Here is a 16347-nt window from a genome sequence, read left to right as displayed (position 1 = left end):
TTCTCCGTAAGATAAATAAAAATAAAGCCAAAATATAGCCCTAGAAATATAGCATTTTTTTACGCATATTTCACGGGCTAAATAAAAGAGTGCTCATTTTAGGCTAAACATTCTCGCAATGCCTTACCTATTTCCGCTAAACTTCTTACACAAGTAACACCCGCTGCTTCTAAGGCTTGGAACTTCTCTTCTGCCGTGCCTTTTCCGCCACTGATAATTGCACCCGCGTGCCCCATTCGTTTGCCCTTTGGTGCGGTTGCACCTGCAATATAGCTCACCACAGGTTTGGTCACGTGAGTTTTAATGAATTGAGCCGCTTCTTCTTCCGCAGAACCGCCAATTTCGCCAATCATCACTATAGCTTCGGTTTCTGGATCATCTTGGAACAGACGTAAAATATCAATAAAACTGGAACCTGTAATTGGATCACCGCCAATGCCAACGCAAGTGGATTGCCCAAAGCCTTCGTCTGTCGTCTGTTTAACCGCTTCATAGGTCAGCGTGCCTGAACGCGATACAATACCAATTTTGCCTTTTTTGTGAATATTGGCAGGCATAATGCCCATTTTGCATTCATCAGACGTAATAATTCCAGGGCAATTTGGGCCAATCATTCGCACGCCTGTCTCGTTTAATTTTTGTTTAACAACAAGCATATCGAGCGTTGGAATACCTTCAGTAATACACACAATCAGTTGAATACCTGCATCAATGGCTTCCAAAATGGCATCTTTACAACCGCTGGCAGGTACGTAAATAATGGTTGCAGTTGCCCCTGTTTTTTCGACCGCTTCTCGCACTGTATTAAACACTGGTAAGCCCAAATGTATTGTGCCACCTTTATTTGGTGAAACGCCTCCCACTAATTGTGTGCCGTAGGCTAAAGCCTGCTCGCTGTGAAATGTGCCTTGACTGCCCGTGAAACCTTGGCAAATCACTCTCGTATTTTTATCAATTAAAATCGCCATTTTATATCATTTCTCTTTTTTAGTCTTTACGCTTGATTTGCAAAATTCACGGCAGAAATCGCCGCTTGTGTTAAGGTTTCAGCAACCGTTAGATTCAGCCTGCTTTTTGCTAAAATGGCTCTGCCTTGCTCCGCATTCGTACCTTCTAAACGCACGATTACAGGGACTTTTACACCTACTTCATTCACCGCAGAAATAATCCCCTCAGCAATCAGATCACAGCGTACAATACCGCCAAAAATATTAACAAGTACTGCTTTTACTTGGCTGTCAGATAAAATCAACTTGAATGCTTCAGCAACACGTTCTTTAGTTGCACCACCGCCTACATCAAGGAAATTCGCAGGTTCTCCACCTTGTAATTTGATCATATCCATAGTTCCCATTGCAAGCCCTGCACCATTTACCATACAACCGATATTGCCGTTTAGTGCGACGTAATTCAATTCCCATTGAGAAGCATAGACTTCACGCGGATCTTCTTGGCTTTCATCTTCAAGTGCTTTCAGTTCAGGGTGACGATAAAGAGCATTGTTGTCAATAACCGCTTTGGCATCTAAACAGATAAGGTTTTGCTGTTTAGTTACCACCAGCGGATTCACTTCAAGCAAAGCAAGATCTTTTTCAAGGAATAATTTAGCAAGATTCAGAAAAATCGCGGTAAATTGTTTGATTTCTGTCCCTTTCAAACCAAGCTTAAAGGCAAGTTCACGTGCTTGGAAAGGTTGAGCATTAGTGAGAGGATCGAGATGGATTTTATGGATAAGCTCAGGCGTATTTTTAGCGATCTCTTCAATATCCATTCCGCCCGCACTCGATGCCATAAACACCACTTTTTGCGAGCTACGGTCAATAACAGCTCCAAGATAAAGTTCACGCTCAATCTCACAAGTTTCTTCCACGTAAATGGTATTCACAGGCAAGCCTCTGCTATTGGTTTGGAAAGTCACCATTTTTTTGCCTAACCACTGTTCCGCAAACTGGCGAGCTTGCTCGGCATTTTTTACTAACTTCACCCCTCCGGCTTTCCCCCGTCCACCTGCGTGGATTTGGCATTTCACGGCAAAAATATCACCACTTAGCTGGCTGAGAGCTTGCTCTGTTTCTTCAATAGAATGGCAGGCAATGCCACGATTGATAGGTAACCCGTATTGGCTAAAGAGTTGTTTTGCTTGATATTCGTGCAAATTCATATGCTTTCTTCCTGTATAGAGTAGGATTGTGTTTGAGATATTTTAGAAAGAATAGCTCGAGATTACCCGAAAATGAAGGAAAAATGAATAGGAACATTTAACAAATTCTTGTTAAAATTCGACCGATTCATTCAATTTACAGAATAAGGAATAATTATGTCAATGCAAATTACCCTGTCAAATACGCCCGCATCCGAAAAGTGGGGCAAAAAAGCCATTCTTTCTGCCAATGAAAATGGAATGACGATTCATCTTAACGAAAAGCCTGAGAGCGAAGCATTTATCACTATTCAGCAAGCCGCTCGTAAAATTAAAAATCAAGGTATTTTAGCGGTAACGCTTGCAGGCAAAGGCTGGGATTTAGAACAATGCTGGGCATTTCATCAAGGATACGTCAGCGTGAAAAATGCAGGCACAGTGCAATATCCCAATTTGGGCGAAGCACAAACAGAATTTGATGCTCGCCTTGAATGCACCACATTTACACGCACGATCATCAATAAACCCTCTGACCAATTAACACCTGTACAATTAGCTGAACAAGCGGTCGAGTTTGTTACTCAACAAGCGGTTAAAAAAGGCTTGAATTCTGCAATTTCTGCGGAAATTATTTCAGGCGAAGATTTAAAAAAACAAGGTTATTCAGGCATTTGGACGGTGGGAAAAGGTTCTGAAAATCCGCCTGCTTTCTTGGCGTTAGACTTCAACCCAACGGGTAAGGCAGATGAGCCTGTATTAGCCTGTTTAGTCGGCAAAGGCATCACCTTCGACACAGGCGGTTATAGCTTGAAACCAAGTGATTCAATGTCTACCATGCGAACCGATATGGGCGGTGCGGCAATGCTTACAGGTGCATTAGGTTTAGCGATCGCACAAGGCTTGCAAAAACGCGTGAAGCTCTATGTCTGTTGTGCGGAAAATATGGTTAGCCATAACGCCTTTAAATTAGGCGATATTATTACCTATCGCAATGGTGTTACGGCTGAAGTTTTAAACACCGATGCGGAAGGTCGTTTGGTGTTGGCTGATGGTTTAATTGAAGCAAGCAAGCAAAATGCACAGTTGATTTTAGATGCAGCAACACTCACAGGTGCAGCAAAAGTGGCGGTGGGGAATGATTATCACAGTGTGCTTTCAATGGATGAAAACTGGATTTCAGCATTATTCACTGCCGCAAAAAATCAAAATGAACCTTTCTGGCGTTTGCCATTTGAGCCGTTCCATCGTTCACAAATTAGCTCAAACTTTGCGGATATTGCTAACATTGGTTCTGTGCCTGTTGGAGCGGGTGCAAGCACAGCTTGTGCATTTCTCTCTTATTTTGTGGAAAATTATCAACAAAATTGGTTACATATTGATGCTTCCGCTACCTTCCGTAAGACAGCAAGTGATTTATGGGCAGCGGGTGCAACAGGGCTTGGTGTAAGAACAGTAGCAAATTTATTGCTCAGTGCTTAGGGAAAAGAATGGCAAAATCAAATTATATTACCCGCTCAGGCTGGCAGATGTTAGACCAAGAGCTGAAATTCTTATGGAAAGAAGAACGCCCGAAAGTGACCCAAGCCGTTTCTGATGCAGCTGCCCTTGGCGACCGCAGCGAAAATGCAGAATACATCTACGGCAAACGTCGCTTGCGTGAAATCGACCGTCGCGTGCGTTTTCTTTCCAAGCGGTTAGAAGTGCTACAAATCGTCGATTACCATCCGCAACAAGAGGGCAAAGTCTTTTTTGGTGCTTGGGTGGAATTGGAAAACGAAGCGGGAGAGATTGCAGAATATCGCATCGTGGGATGCGATGAATTTGACCCTGCGAAAAACTGGATTTCGATTGATTCACCCGTTGCCCGAGCTTTAATAGGTAAACAGGAAGATGATGAAATTACCGTTCAAACGCCAACGGGTAAAGTGATGTGGTTTATTAACCGTATTTGGTATGAAAAAGAGTAACCGCTCTGTTCTTCGTCTTCTCACCTCTCTCTGCTTGCCACGACTGAACATCGTGTCAAGCTGTCTCAATATTCGCTTCGCAGCCGTTGTCAAAGGCAATGTTCAAACGCAAGCGTTTGTCCCATAAGGGAAGAAAACAATAAAACCACGTTCGTAACTATACTCTCTTCCCTTTCGAGAGAGGGGGAAGAAAATCCTTAGGATTTTCGGAGGGAGAGGAGTAACAAGTGGAGCTATATGCCCGATCTCGCATTTATGCTAGAATAATACCAATTTTTCTATCTAATGCTTAAACGTAAAATGAAACCAAACTCGCCGAAATCTTCGCAAAAAAATCCTAAAAACCAACCGCTTGATAACACACAAAAGGCTCTGATTGCCCAGTTAAAAGCTCTGACTACTAGCGATTATCACCGTTTGCGTTCACGCATTTATGGATTGTCGAATGTGAAAAAGACAGAGGTAAAACAGGCGATTCAAACAGAAATTGAACAGGATATTTTGACCGCTCAAGCCTATTTTCAGGCTCGAAAAGCACAACAAGAAAGTCTGAAAATCAGCTATCCTGACTTGCCTGTTTCAGCACGGCGTGAGGAAATTCTCAAACTGATTGAAGAGAATCAAGTGGTGGTGATTGCAGGAGAAACAGGCTCTGGCAAAACCACCCAGTTGCCCAAAATGTGTTTAGAGCTTGGGCGTGGCGTGAAAGGCTTGATTGGGCATACCCAACCTCGCCGTATTGCTGCACGTTCGGTGGCAAGCCGTATTGCAGAAGAGCTGCAATCAGAGATGGGATCGACGGTCGGTTATAAAGTGCGTTTTAATGATCAAGTGAGCGAAAATACGTTAGTCAAATTGATGACCGACGGGATTCTGCTGGCTGAAATTCAGAACGACCGCTATTTAAACCAATACGACACGCTCATTATCGACGAAGCCCACGAACGCAGCCTTAACAACGATTTCATTTTGGGTTATCTCAAACAGATTCTACACAAACGCCCTGATCTTAAAGTGATCATCACCTCGGCGACCATTGATGTGGAACGCTTTTCACGCCATTTCAATAATGCACCGATTATTGAAGTGTCAGGCAGAACCTTCCCTGTGGAAGTACGTTATCGCCCGATTGTGGAAGAAGACGATCAAGACCAACTGCAAGGTATTCTAAATGCGGTAGACGAACTGCAAGCTGAAGGACGAGGCGATATTCTGATCTTTATGAACGGTGAACGAGAAATTCGCGACACCGCTGAAGCGTTACAAAAGCAGAATCTGCGTTTTACCGAAATTCTGCCGCTTTACGCTCGCTTGTCTGCAGAAGAGCAACAACGCATTTTCCGTCCGAGTAGTTTGAACCGTATTATTTTAGCCACCAACGTGGCAGAAACATCGCTTACCATTCCAAATATTAAATATGTGATTGATACAGGGACGGCACGTATTTCACGTTATAGCTATCGTACTAAAGTGCAACGTTTACCGATTGAGCCGATTTCACAAGCCTCCGCCAACCAGCGTAAAGGGCGATGCGGACGTGTGTCTGAGGGGATTTGTATCCGTTTATATTCAGAGGAGGATTTTAACAGCCGCCCTGAATTTACCGATCCTGAGATTTTACGCACCAATTTAGCTTCGGTTATTTTGCAGATGGCATCGCTTGGGTTGAGCGATATTACTGCGTTTCCATTCGTGGATTCGCCCGATGTTCGCCAAGTGCAAGACGGGATTCGCTTGCTTGAAGAATTACAAGCGTTTCACATTCGCAAAACTAAATTTGGCGAAAAACGTGAACTCACCCTAATCGGTCACCAATTAGCACAATTACCTATCGATCCACGTTTAGGAAGAATGGTGATTGAAGCGGCGAAAAATGGCAGTTTGCACGAAGTGATGATGATTGTCTCCGCACTTTCGATTCAAGATCCGCGTGAACGCCCGCAGGAAAAACAGCAAGCATCAGATGAAAAACATCGCCGTTTTGCTGACAAAGATTCGGACTTCTTGGCATTTGTGAACCTTTGGCACTACATTGAAACCCAGCAAAAAGAGCTAAGTAAAAACCAGTTCCGCAAGCAGTGCCAGAAAGATTACCTCAACTATTTACGCGTGCGTGAGTGGCAAGACATTTATCATCAGCTCCGTTTGTCAGTACGTGAAATGGGCTTGCCGATTAACACGCTTGAAGCAAATTATCAGCAAATTCATACCGCTTTATTGGCAGGCTTGCTCTCTCATATCGGTTTAAAAGATAGCGAAAAAATGCACTATCTAGGGGCGAGAAATGCACAATTTTTCATCTTTCCGACCTCCGCACTTTTCAAAAAACAGCCGAAATGGATCATTGCTTCCGAGCTGGTTGAAACCACTAAACTGTGGGCAAGAACGGTAGCAAAAATCGAACCTGAATGGGTCGAGCCGTTAGCACAGCATTTGGTGAAAAGCAGTTACAGCGAGCCACATTGGGCGAAGTCCAAAGGGGCTGTGATGGCGTATGAAAAAGTCGCACTCTATGGCATTCCGATTGTGCAAAAACGCTTGGTTAATTATGGCAGCATTGACCCAACGGTGAGCCGCGAAATTTTTATTCGCTCGGCAATGGTGGAAGGCGAATGGATCAACAATTACAAATTCTTCAAAGAAAATAACCGCTTGATCAAGGAAGTGGAAGATCTTGAACACAAATCTCGCCGCCGCGATATTTTGGTGGACGAGCAAGTATTGTTCGACTTCTACGATCAACGCATAGGTACGGAAGTGGTCTCTAGCCGCCATTTCGACAGCTGGTGGAAAAAGGCAAGCAAAGCCGATCCTGAATTGCTCAATTTTGAAAAATCGTTCCTGATGAACGAAGGGGCGAATAAGGTTTCAGAATTGGATTTCCCGAATTTCTGGTATCAAGGTAAGCTCAAATTGAAGCTTACTTATCAATTTGAAATAGGTTCAGAAGCCGATGGCGTAACCGTTCATATTCCATTGCCACTGCTCAACCAAGTAGAGCCTGAAGGCTTTGACTGGCAAATACCAGGGCTACGCCACGAGTTAGTGGTAAGTTTGATTAAATCATTGCCGAAAGCGATGCGTCGTAATTTTGTGCCTGCACCGAACTATGCCGATGCTTTTTTAGGACGTGCCGAACCGTTAGTTAAACCATTGCTGGAAAGCCTGACTTACGAGCTTCGCAGAATGACAGGCGTAACGGTTGAGACTGAATTGTGGGATTATTCGCAACTGCCCGCACACTTAAAAATGACTTTCCGCGTGGTAGATGAAAAAGGTAAAAAAATTGCCGAAAGTGGTGATTTAGACGCACTAAAATTCCAGCTCAAAGATCGGGTGCAAAGTACACTTTCTAACATTGCTGACGATGGCATTGAACAAAGCGGTTTGCATCTCTGGAGCTTCGCTGATTTACCGCAATGCTACGAGCAGAAAAAACAGCATTTCAGCGTTAAGGCGTATCCTGCGATTGTTGATGAGCAGACTTCAGTCGGAATCAAATTGTTTGAAACTGAGGCGGAACAAACGCAAGCAATGCAAGCAGGCTTACGTCGTTTGTTGTTACTGAACGTGCCTTCGCCGATTAAATACTTACACGAAAAATTGCCGAATAAAGCTAAACTTGGCTTATATTTCGCCCCGTTTGGCAAGGTATTAGAACTGATTGATGACTGTATTTCCTGTGCGGTGGATAAGTTGATTGATGAGTTCGGCGGTTTTGTGTGGACGGAAGAAAAATTCCGTGAACTGCAAGAGTTTGTGCGTGCCAATCTGAACGACACCACCGCAGAAATTGCCCTGCAAGTGGAAAAATGCTTAACTTTAGCATTTGAACTCAACAAGCGAATGAAAGGAAAAATGGACTTCACGATGGCGTTTGCGTTGTCGGATATTAAAACCCAGTTAGCAGGCTTAGTGTATCCAAATTTCGTAACTCAAACAGGCTATCAACGTCTTTCAGATCTTTACCGATATTTGACAGCTATTGACAAACGTTTAGATAAACTCGGCACAGATACCAACACTGACCGTACTAAAATGCTACGTGTTGAGCAGGTTCAAGAAGCCTACAAACAGCTGCTTGCTAAACTGCCAAAATCGAAAGCAATTCCAACAGAAGTGCTAGAAATTCGCTATATGATCGAAGAACTCCGCGTAAGCTTATTTGCCCAACAAATCGGCACCAAATACCCGATTTCCGATAAGCGGATTTTGAATGTGATTGGAGAATTTAAATAATTCTAATATTTATAATGATTTAGGGGTTGCACCAACAATATTTAGGTACAACCCCTTATTTTATAAATCAATTAACATTAAGGAAAAAGAAAAGGATTTAACCCACTTTTCGCAAACTCTTTTTGTTCCATTTCAGCATCAAGCAAAATCGTAGCAAGATCATCTGCGACAGGTTCAACATAGGCATCTTTTTCTTGATACATTACTTTTAAATAACTTCCACAATCGCCACAGCTTTCGGCTTTCACGCCTGCATCGACATTATCAAAACTCCAGTAATCTAATTTGCCACTTTGATCGCAGGTTGAGCATTGTGAACGGGTCATATTCCATTCACTTTCACAAAGCGAACAGTGCATATAGCGTAAACCTTGTTCACTGCCAAAATGAATCACGCTTGCCACAGGTGCTGCATCGCATACAGGGCAGGTATGGCGTTCGCCTACTTCGGTCATGGTATTACGTGGCAGTTGTTGAGTGAGTTGCACCCAATAAAGTGAAAGTGCTGCCCATAAAAAGACTGCTTTATCTGCACCAACTTGTTCATAACGTTCATTAAACAAATCGGTCGCTAATTTTTCTAGCTCAGAAGACGCCGCTTTTTCTAGCCATTCCAATGTTGGTAAGGTAGTTTCATTAGCGTAAGGTCTAAACTTCTTAATGAGTGCAAGTAAAAGTTTCTGCCATTCGTTTGAACGTGGAAAATTTTTGGCATTCAGTGGTTTATTACCTTGCGTTTGAGTAATGCAAGCGGTCAACTTTTCTTGTTCATTTGCAATAGGGTGATTTTCAAGCAGATCTAATTGCACTTCAACCAAATTTGCAGCGAATTCTAAATAATCTTTGAACGGATTATCTGCCGCTAATTGACGTAAACGTTTTGCACGACGTGCGTATAAGTTTTTAGGGTTAGCGAACAAAAGTGGTGGATGTTCGAAGGAACTTGCAGCTTGTTTGATTTCAGTATCAGGTAAAATTCGGATGCTCATTTTGTGTCCTTAAATGAAAGGTAGGGGATGAACTGGAACAATGGACACACGCTTGCAAAATATTGAATAAAATTAACCGCTTGCGTGCATGAATACTATTCACACCCTACTTAAAAAGAAAGTGCGGTATTATACCGCACTTTAATCAGAAGTTATCCTTTGCTTGCTTCTTCAGCGAGCTCTTTTTCGAGCTCAGGTTTCACTTCTTCATTATACCATTTTGGGTGATGTTTTTTCGCCCAGCGAACCGTTACCCAACCTTCTACCATACCGCGAATTGAGCCTTTAATCCAGAATGCCATATACATGTGGACTAAAATCCCTGTAAATAACGCAAAGGCACTGGCAGAGTGAAGTAAAATCGCAATACGTAATGTTTGGATAGAGAAGTTATGCGAGAAATATTTTCTCCACATAATGATCCCTGTGATCAACAAGGTAAACATTGCCAAATTTAATGTCCAAAATAACATTTTTTGACCAAAGTTATATTTACCATTGTAAGCCACTGCGTGTTCATTCCCTTTTAACACTTCGTGCACGTTCATTGCCCATTTTAGGTCATTTTTTTCTGGAATGTTATGATCCCAATAAATCAACGCCATAATGATAAAGGCAATAAACATCACAATCCCCGTAAATGGGTGGATTGCACGAGCTAATTGTGGTGTACCGAGAATTTCAGTTAACCACGCGAAGTCAGGGAAGAAGAATGCAACCCCTGTGAACATTGTCATAAAGAATGAAATAACCAAGAACCAGTGGCTCACACGAGCAAGAGGTTTATGGCGAATAATACGGGTATCATTCGTGATTTCCACTTTTTTACTCATCTTTGCCTCCTTTTTCTTGATGTTCACCTTCTGCGTGTTCGTGGTGATCTTCCACATCTTCTTCAATGTTTGGTCCAACGGTCACATAGTGAGCCACTTCTGCAAGTGCTAAGCCACCCATCGCAACAGCCGCAACTGGTTTGAGAATGTCTTTCCAAAGCTCAACCGTCACATCAACTTTCGGATCTTTCGGTAAGCCAGAATAAAGCTCAGGTTTATCTGCATGGTGCAACACATACATTACGTGTGTTCCGCCCACACCTTCAGGGTTATAAATGCCTGCATTTGGATAGCCGCGAGATTTCAGATCTTTCACGCGTGTTTCTGCGTAGTGAAGCATCTCATCTTTCGAACCAAATCGGATTGCACCTGTTGGGCAGGTTTTCACGCAAGCTGGCTCTTGACCCACATTCACACGATCCACGCAAAGGGTACATTTATACACACGGTTATCTTCATCATTCATACGTGGAATGTTAAACGGACAACCTGCAATACAGTAACCACAGCCGATACATTTATCAGATTGGAAATCCACAATACCGTTTGCATATTGAATGATCGCACCTGGTGATGGGCACGCTTTCAAACAGCCTGGTTCAGCACAGTGCATACAACCATCTTTACGGATCAGCCATTCCAAGCGGTCGTTTTCTTCCACTTCGTTGAACTTCATCACCGTCCACTGTTTTGCGTTCAGATCGCGAGGGTTATCATAAACCCCCACACACTCTTCCTGCGGAGCACGAATGTCGTTCCATTCAGAACAACCAACTTGACATGCCTTACAGCCGATACAGGCTGAAACATCAATGAGCTTTGCAACTTCCACCACGTGCTCACGTGCTTGTGGTGGTGGCGTTACGAACGAAGTTGCAGATATTTTAATAATGTTTTGATCTTGTACACCTGACATTATACTGCCTCCGTTACTTTCTCAATGTTCACAAGGAACGTTTTATATTCAGGGGTTTGCGTATTTGCATCACCTACACGTCCCGTTAAGGTATTCGCCAAGAATGATTTTTTGCCTACTGTTGCGAAACCACCATGGAGTGGAATACCCACAGTGTGAATACGTTTACCGTCAGCATCAATTGAACGAACACGTTTTGTTACAACGGCTTTGGTTTTAATATAACCACGTTTTGAAGTTACTTTTACCACATCACCATTTTCAATGCCTTTCTCTTTTGCCAACTCTTCACTAATTTCCACAAACGGTTCTGGCTGAGCAATCATATTGAGGTTAGATTGTTTGGTCCAGAAGTGGAAGTGCTCAGTTAAGCGGTAAGTTGTACCCACATAAGGGAACTGACTTGCATCACCAAAGCGGTCTTTATCGCTCTCTAAAATACGAACTGTTGGGTTTGAAACCACATTCGGGTGAAGTGGGTTCGTGCCAATTGGCGTTTCAATCGGTTCATAGTGTTCAGGGAATGGACCTTCTGTCAGTTTATTTAATGCAAATAGACGGCTAACACCTTCATTATTCATAATAAATGGCGTTACATTACTATTTGGTGGTGCAGTACCGAAGTCTGCCACATCAATGTAGTTCCAGTTTTTGCCATTCCATTTTACAAGCTGGCGTTTCGGGTTCCACGGTTTACCTGATAAGTCTGCAGAGGCTCGGTTATAAAGTACACGACGGTTAAGAGGCCATGAGAATGCCCAACCTAATGTATTACCTAAACCAGATGGGTCGCTGTTATCGCGGTTCGCCATTTGGTTACCTTTTTCTGTCCATTGACCGGTGTAGATCCAAATCGCTGATGAAGTTGAACCATCATCGCGAAGTTGAGCAAAGCTTGAAAGCAATTCGCCTTTTTTCGCAATTAATTTACCGCTTGCATCATAAAGATCTTCTAATGCGTAACCATTATTCTCTTTCGCGAGTTCATCCGCTTTCGGCTCTAATGGGTTGTTATAATCCCAGGTCATTGCCTCAATGGTTTCAAGCGAAACAGGTGTTTTACCTTGTGCTTTCTCTTCGTGATACATTTCAAGCATCACTTCACGGATTTCTGCAAGAATATCCACATCTGGTTTTGCTTCTTTTGGCGGTTCAGCCGCTTTCCAGTGCCATTGTAACCAACGACCAGAGTTTGCAATTGAGCCATCTTCTTCAGCAAAACAGATGGTTGGTAAACGAATAACCTCAGTTTGAATATCAGCAGGATTTACATCGTTATATTCACCATGATGTTGCCAGAATTCTGAAGTATCAGTCGCTAATGGGTCACAAACAATTAAGAATTTTAATTTACGTAACGCACTTGAGATTTTATTTTTATCTGGATAAGAGGCTAATGGATTATAACCTTGGCAGATATAACCATTGATTTTGCCTTGATCCATCAATTCAATAAATCTCATATGATCCATTTTTTTCTTATATTGTTTCGGTAAATTGTGGTAACCGAACTCGTTCTCTTTAGTAGCATTCTCTCCATAGAAGGCTTTAAGCATACTCACCATAAATTTCGGGGTGTTTTGCCAGTAGTTTGTCTGACCATCTACCGCTGTTTTTGGTGTAATACGTTTTAGGAAAGCATCTAAAGTAGTATCTGTTTCAATTGGTAATGGAATATAGCCTGGTAACATAGATGGGAATAAGCCCATATCTGTTGTACCTTGTACATTCGAGTGACCACGCAATGCGTTTACGCCACCGCCAGACATACCGATATTACCTAAAAGCAACTGGATCATCGCCATTGAACGAATATTTTGTGCACCCACCGTATGTTGCGTCCAACCTAATGCGTACAAGAATGTCGTCGTACGTTTTGGATCAGCAGTTGAAGCAATGGTTTCTGCAAATTCTTGGAATGCTTTTTGTTTTGTACCACAAACACGCTCAATCATTTCAGGCGTATAACGTTCCACGTGTTTTTTCAATAAGTTGATGACACAACGTGGATCTTGAAGTGTCATATCACGTTTTGGCTGACCATTTTCATCCAATTGATAAGACCACGTTGATTTATCATAAGAACGTGTTTCAGGGTTATAGCCCGTGAATAAGCCATCTTCAAAACCAAAGCCTTCGTGAATTAAGAAGCTTGCATTGGTGTAATGTTTTACATATTCGTGTTGGATTTTATCATTATCTAAAAGATACTTAATCACACCTAATAATAAGGTGATGTCTGTACCTGAACGAATTGGAGAGTAGAAATCAGCCACTGAAGCCGTACGGTTAAAGCGTGGATCAACCACCATTAACTTCGCACCATTTTGTTTTTTCGCTTCAATAGCCCAACGGAAACCAACTGGGTGAGCTTCTGCAGCGTTACCGCCCATTACCACCACAACGTCCGCATTTTTAATATCAACCCAATGGTTGGTCATCGCACCGCGACCGAAACTAGGAGCAAGACTTGCTACCGTAGGTCCGTGTCAGGTACTCGCTTGGTTATCTAAAACCAACATACCAAAGGCACGACCAAATTTTTGGGTTAAAAGAGCCGTTTCATTACTTGCAGCTGAAGCTGTCAAGAAACCTGTGGTTGCCCAACGATTAACTGGAGTACCTTCCGCATTGGTGGCTTCCCAGTTGGCATCACGGTCTTCTTTCAATAATTTCGCAACTTTATGAATCGCATCATGCCAAGAAATGCGTTCCCACTTGTCAGAACCTGGCGCACGATATTCTGGATATTGCAAGCGGTTTGGACTGTTTACATAATCCAACACCCCTGCACCTTTTGGACATAATGCCCCGCGGCTAACTGGATGGTCTGGGTCACCTTCCACGTGGAACAATTTACCACGTGAATTCATTGCCCCATCACCGAGACTATACATCAACATACCGCAGCCTACGGCACAATAAGTACAGGATTGGCGAGTTTCTTTAGCTCGTAAAAGCTTGTACTCGCGAGGGGCTGCTAACGCTTCACTTGGTGCAAAACCAAGCATTGCTGCAGAAGTCCCTGCCATACCACCTGCACAGATCTTGAAAAACTTACGTCTTGAGACCTGCATAAATCACTCCTACTAGTAACATTAGCAACATTTTGCCAATGTGATGTTTAAAATGTAAAATACATCGTCATATTACAACCCCAATTGTATCGAGTTGTATTATTTAACAATTATTTTACCTTTGGCTATAATAAACCATACCCCATCTTTAGTAAATTTAATAAATCTAATTATTTTTTGATCTATTTAAAATTTAATTTATTAAAATTAAATTATTGAGAATAATTCTTATTTATTAAAATTAAATATTAAAAAATATATGAATATTTTACACAAAATAAATGCTACCCGTTTAACCTTAATTGATCAACTCATAACAGCCAAACCGTGCGAAGATAACCTAATTAGTGAAATTGCTGTTGCTCTGGTTTATAACGGCATTTCTCACGCGGTGATGATGTGTACGCCAAATAATTTAGAAGATTTTGCGATTGGCTTTTCGCTTTCGGAAGGAATTATTTCTAGCAAATCAGAAATTTATGGCATCGATATTATTGGACAATGCGATGGTATTGAAGTGCAATTAGAAATTAGCACTCGTCGTTTTGTTGAATTAAAAGAAAAACGCCGCTCAATGACAGGCAGAACTGGCTGTGGCATTTGTGGCGTTGAACAATTAGAACAGGTAAAACAGAGTTGCAATTTAGCTAAAAAATCTGACCGCTTGTCGAATATCAACCCACTTATTTTTAACCACTCACTTGAGCAACTCGAACAAATGCAACAACTTTCCAAAGAAACGGGGGCAAGCCACGCCGCCGCATTTTTTAGCCCCGAGGGTGAATTACTTGCCATTCGAGAAGATGTCGGCAGACACGTTGCTTTAGATAAACTTATCGGTTGGTACGTTTCAAATAACGAACCACTTGGCTTTGTGTTTGTCACCAGCCGAGCCAGTTTTGAAATGGTGCAAAAATGCGTTGCAGCAGGCATTGAAATGCTATGCGCCATTTCCGCCACCACCGAAATGGCAGCCCAAATGGCACAAGAAAACGGATTGACTTTACTCGGCTTTACCCGAAAAGGCAAAGCAACGGTTTATTCGGGAATTGGGCGATTGATTATTTAAAAAATAATAGGCTGAATGCTACAAAATATAGCATCCAGCCTTTACATTGAGTAAATTCTTTTCTCTACTCTTCTTTAAGATGACCAATCTCTAAATGCACCACATCCACTAAATCAGATGGGCTCACTTGGAACGCTTGACCGAACCCTTTAACGAATAAGCCTTGGCTTGGTGTGAAGCCAAAGATTTTAAAGTCGGCATTTTGTGCTAATTCATCAATTAAATCACCGTGGCGGGCTTTAAGTTCTGCTAAACAAGCCTGGCCTTCTTCTGAAAGTTTATCAATCACTTGCGAAGTTGCATCAAAACTTAACCGCTTACGGGCAAAAATTTGACGGCTTAAGCTCTCATCTTCAATCAACATCAACGATACTTTCTGTACTTTTTGCAGATTGCGGGCATGGCGAGCGATTTCTGAAATTAACACCACATATTTGCCATTATGAATCACAAACGGTGCATAACTTACGTTTGGGTTGCCTTCTTCATCTAAGGTTGCCAACATAATCGTACGGCATTGTTCCTTCAACTCTTGAATTTGTGGTCCTAAGCGGTTCTGTAGTACTTCTTGACGAGCAGTCATTATTTTCTCCTTAATAAAAATCCCTATTGAAAGGCATTGAATTTTTCCACTTGTTCAGGGAAAAGTTGGCGTTGCTCATCACGCCCTAAATATACTTTAAAAATGGTTTCGCCGTTATGAGCAATAAAAGCGATGTTGTAGCTCTCTTTACCACGGAAAGGCAGGCTAACAAAGGCAATTTGAGCAATGCCATCTAATTTCAAATGCCCGTGCAGTGCACCTTGGTCGCCTTTCATATTCAGATTGTAGTAGCCACGTCCTACAATACCTTCTGGGAAACGATCTTTAATTTCAAAGATCGAACCGCATTTTTCAATAATGGTGGTAAACGTGCCCCATTGGGCGATTTGGGCAAAAATCTCTTCGGCACGATTTGCCTCAAACACACGCACAAATTGTTCTGGCAGTGCCACTAAAATTTTACCTTCAGGCAGCCCAAAATGAGCTGCCATATCAAGAGTGATCGCCTGTGGATTTTCCGCAATATAAGCGGTGATCTTTTCTGTGAGATTTGTCATTTTTCAATAAAATCCT

The 16347-nt window shown here is 42.3% G+C and carries 12 protein-coding genes; 4 read left to right on the top strand and 8 right to left on the bottom strand.

All coding sequences use genetic code 11. The features are described 5' to 3' along the window. Nucleotides 1-98: 98 nt before the first annotated feature. Nucleotides 99-968, bottom strand: coding sequence for a succinate--CoA ligase subunit alpha (gene sucD / locus DPV92_RS03840; protein ID WP_111353760.1), 870 nt, complete (start codon nt 966-968; stop codon nt 99-101). A 26-nt stretch (nt 969-994) separates the two neighbouring features. Beyond that, on the bottom strand, nt 995-2161 hold the full coding sequence (sucC, locus tag DPV92_RS03835) for an ADP-forming succinate--CoA ligase subunit beta (protein ID WP_111353759.1): 1167 nt from the start codon (nt 2159-2161) through the stop codon (nt 995-997). 162 nt (nt 2162-2323) lie between these two features. On the opposite strand from sucC, the gene pepB reads away from it, so the two are divergent. From pepB to hrpA, 3 genes are all read left to right on the top strand, one after another. Further along, nucleotides 2324-3619 carry an aminopeptidase PepB gene (gene pepB, locus DPV92_RS03830; protein ID WP_111353795.1) on the top strand — a complete coding sequence of 432 codons (1296 nt, stop codon included), beginning with the start codon at nt 2324-2326 and terminating at the stop codon, nt 3617-3619. An 8-nt stretch (nt 3620-3627) separates the two neighbouring features. After that, nucleotides 3628-4107, top strand: a complete 480-nt coding sequence (gene greB / locus DPV92_RS03825) for a transcription elongation factor GreB (protein ID WP_111353758.1) — start codon at nt 3628-3630, stop codon at nt 4105-4107. A 300-nt stretch (nt 4108-4407) separates the two neighbouring features. Beyond that, a complete protein-coding gene (gene hrpA / locus DPV92_RS03820) occupies nt 4408-8346 on the top strand; it encodes an ATP-dependent RNA helicase HrpA (RefSeq protein ID WP_111353794.1) in 3939 nt (1312 codons plus the stop codon). A 77-nt stretch (nt 8347-8423) separates the two neighbouring features. On the opposite strand, the gene fdhE is transcribed toward hrpA, so the two are convergent. The 4 genes from fdhE to fdnG form a co-directional block, all read right to left on the bottom strand. Further along, a complete protein-coding gene (fdhE, locus tag DPV92_RS03815) occupies nt 8424-9335 on the bottom strand; it encodes a formate dehydrogenase accessory protein FdhE (RefSeq protein WP_111353757.1) in 912 nt (303 codons plus the stop codon). Between the two features lie 152 nt (nt 9336-9487). Beyond that, nucleotides 9488-10168: a formate dehydrogenase subunit gamma gene (locus DPV92_RS03810; RefSeq protein WP_005708747.1), complete on the bottom strand. Its 681-nt coding sequence runs from the start codon at nt 10166-10168 to the stop codon at nt 9488-9490. Further along, nucleotides 10161-11084, bottom strand: a complete 924-nt coding sequence (fdxH, locus tag DPV92_RS03805) for a formate dehydrogenase subunit beta (RefSeq protein WP_111353756.1) — start codon at nt 11082-11084, stop codon at nt 10161-10163. The genes DPV92_RS03810 and fdxH overlap by 8 nt, the downstream gene beginning before the upstream one ends. Then, the gene (gene fdnG / locus DPV92_RS03800; protein ID WP_145958652.1) at nt 11084-14161 is read right to left on the bottom strand and encodes a formate dehydrogenase-N subunit alpha; all 3078 of its coding nucleotides are present in this window, start codon (nt 14159-14161) and stop codon (nt 11084-11086) included. Before fdnG ends, fdxH begins: the two co-directional genes overlap by 1 nt. A gap of 259 nt (nt 14162-14420) precedes the next feature. Between fdnG and fdhD the strand changes: the two genes are divergently transcribed. Then, nucleotides 14421-15230 (top strand): formate dehydrogenase accessory sulfurtransferase FdhD, encoded by an 810-nt coding sequence (gene fdhD / locus DPV92_RS03790; protein WP_111353754.1) that lies wholly within the window; start codon nt 14421-14423, stop codon nt 15228-15230. A gap of 64 nt (nt 15231-15294) precedes the next feature. On the opposite strand, the gene hutZ is transcribed toward fdhD, so the two are convergent. Next, entirely contained in the window at nt 15295-15813 is a 519-nt protein-coding gene (hutZ, locus tag DPV92_RS03785) for a heme utilization protein HutZ (protein ID WP_111353753.1), read from the bottom strand. Between the two features lie 23 nt (nt 15814-15836). After that, nucleotides 15837-16331: a heme utilization cystosolic carrier protein HutX gene (gene hutX, locus DPV92_RS03780; RefSeq protein WP_111353752.1), complete on the bottom strand. Its 495-nt coding sequence runs from the start codon at nt 16329-16331 to the stop codon at nt 15837-15839. Nucleotides 16332-16347: the final 16 nt, after the last annotated feature.

It is taken from the genome of Pseudohaemophilus paraphrohaemolyticus (assembly GCF_003253115.1).
In the GTDB taxonomy this organism is placed as follows: Bacteria; Pseudomonadota; Gammaproteobacteria; order Enterobacterales; family Pasteurellaceae; genus Haemophilus_A; species Haemophilus_A paraphrohaemolyticus_A.
The sequence above is the reverse complement of the archived record's forward strand: the minus strand, read 5'-3'. Positions and strand labels throughout refer to the sequence as shown.

Excerpts from the sequence above, each read along its gene's own strand:
- sucD (WP_111353760.1), bottom strand. The coding sequence starts at position 968 with ATGGCGATTTTAATTGATAAAAATACGAGAGTGATTTGCCAAGGTTTC.
- sucC (WP_111353759.1), bottom strand. The coding sequence starts at position 2,161 with ATGAATTTGCACGAATATCAAGCAAAACAACTCTTTAGCCAATACGGG.
- pepB (WP_111353795.1), top strand. The coding sequence starts at position 2,324 with ATGCAAATTACCCTGTCAAATACGCCCGCATCCGAAAAGTGGGGCAAA.
- greB (WP_111353758.1), top strand. The coding sequence starts at position 3,628 with ATGGCAAAATCAAATTATATTACCCGCTCAGGCTGGCAGATGTTAGAC.
- hrpA (WP_111353794.1), top strand. The coding sequence starts at position 4,408 with ATGAAACCAAACTCGCCGAAATCTTCGCAAAAAAATCCTAAAAACCAA.
- fdhE (WP_111353757.1), bottom strand. The coding sequence starts at position 9,335 with ATGAGCATCCGAATTTTACCTGATACTGAAATCAAACAAGCTGCAAGT.
- DPV92_RS03810 (WP_005708747.1), bottom strand. The coding sequence starts at position 10,168 with ATGAGTAAAAAAGTGGAAATCACGAATGATACCCGTATTATTCGCCAT.
- fdxH (WP_111353756.1), bottom strand. The coding sequence starts at position 11,084 with ATGTCAGGTGTACAAGATCAAAACATTATTAAAATATCTGCAACTTCG.
- fdhD (WP_111353754.1), top strand. The coding sequence starts at position 14,421 with ATGAATATTTTACACAAAATAAATGCTACCCGTTTAACCTTAATTGAT.
- hutZ (WP_111353753.1), bottom strand. The coding sequence starts at position 15,813 with ATGACTGCTCGTCAAGAAGTACTACAGAACCGCTTAGGACCACAAATT.
- hutX (WP_111353752.1), bottom strand. The coding sequence starts at position 16,331 with ATGACAAATCTCACAGAAAAGATCACCGCTTATATTGCGGAAAATCCA.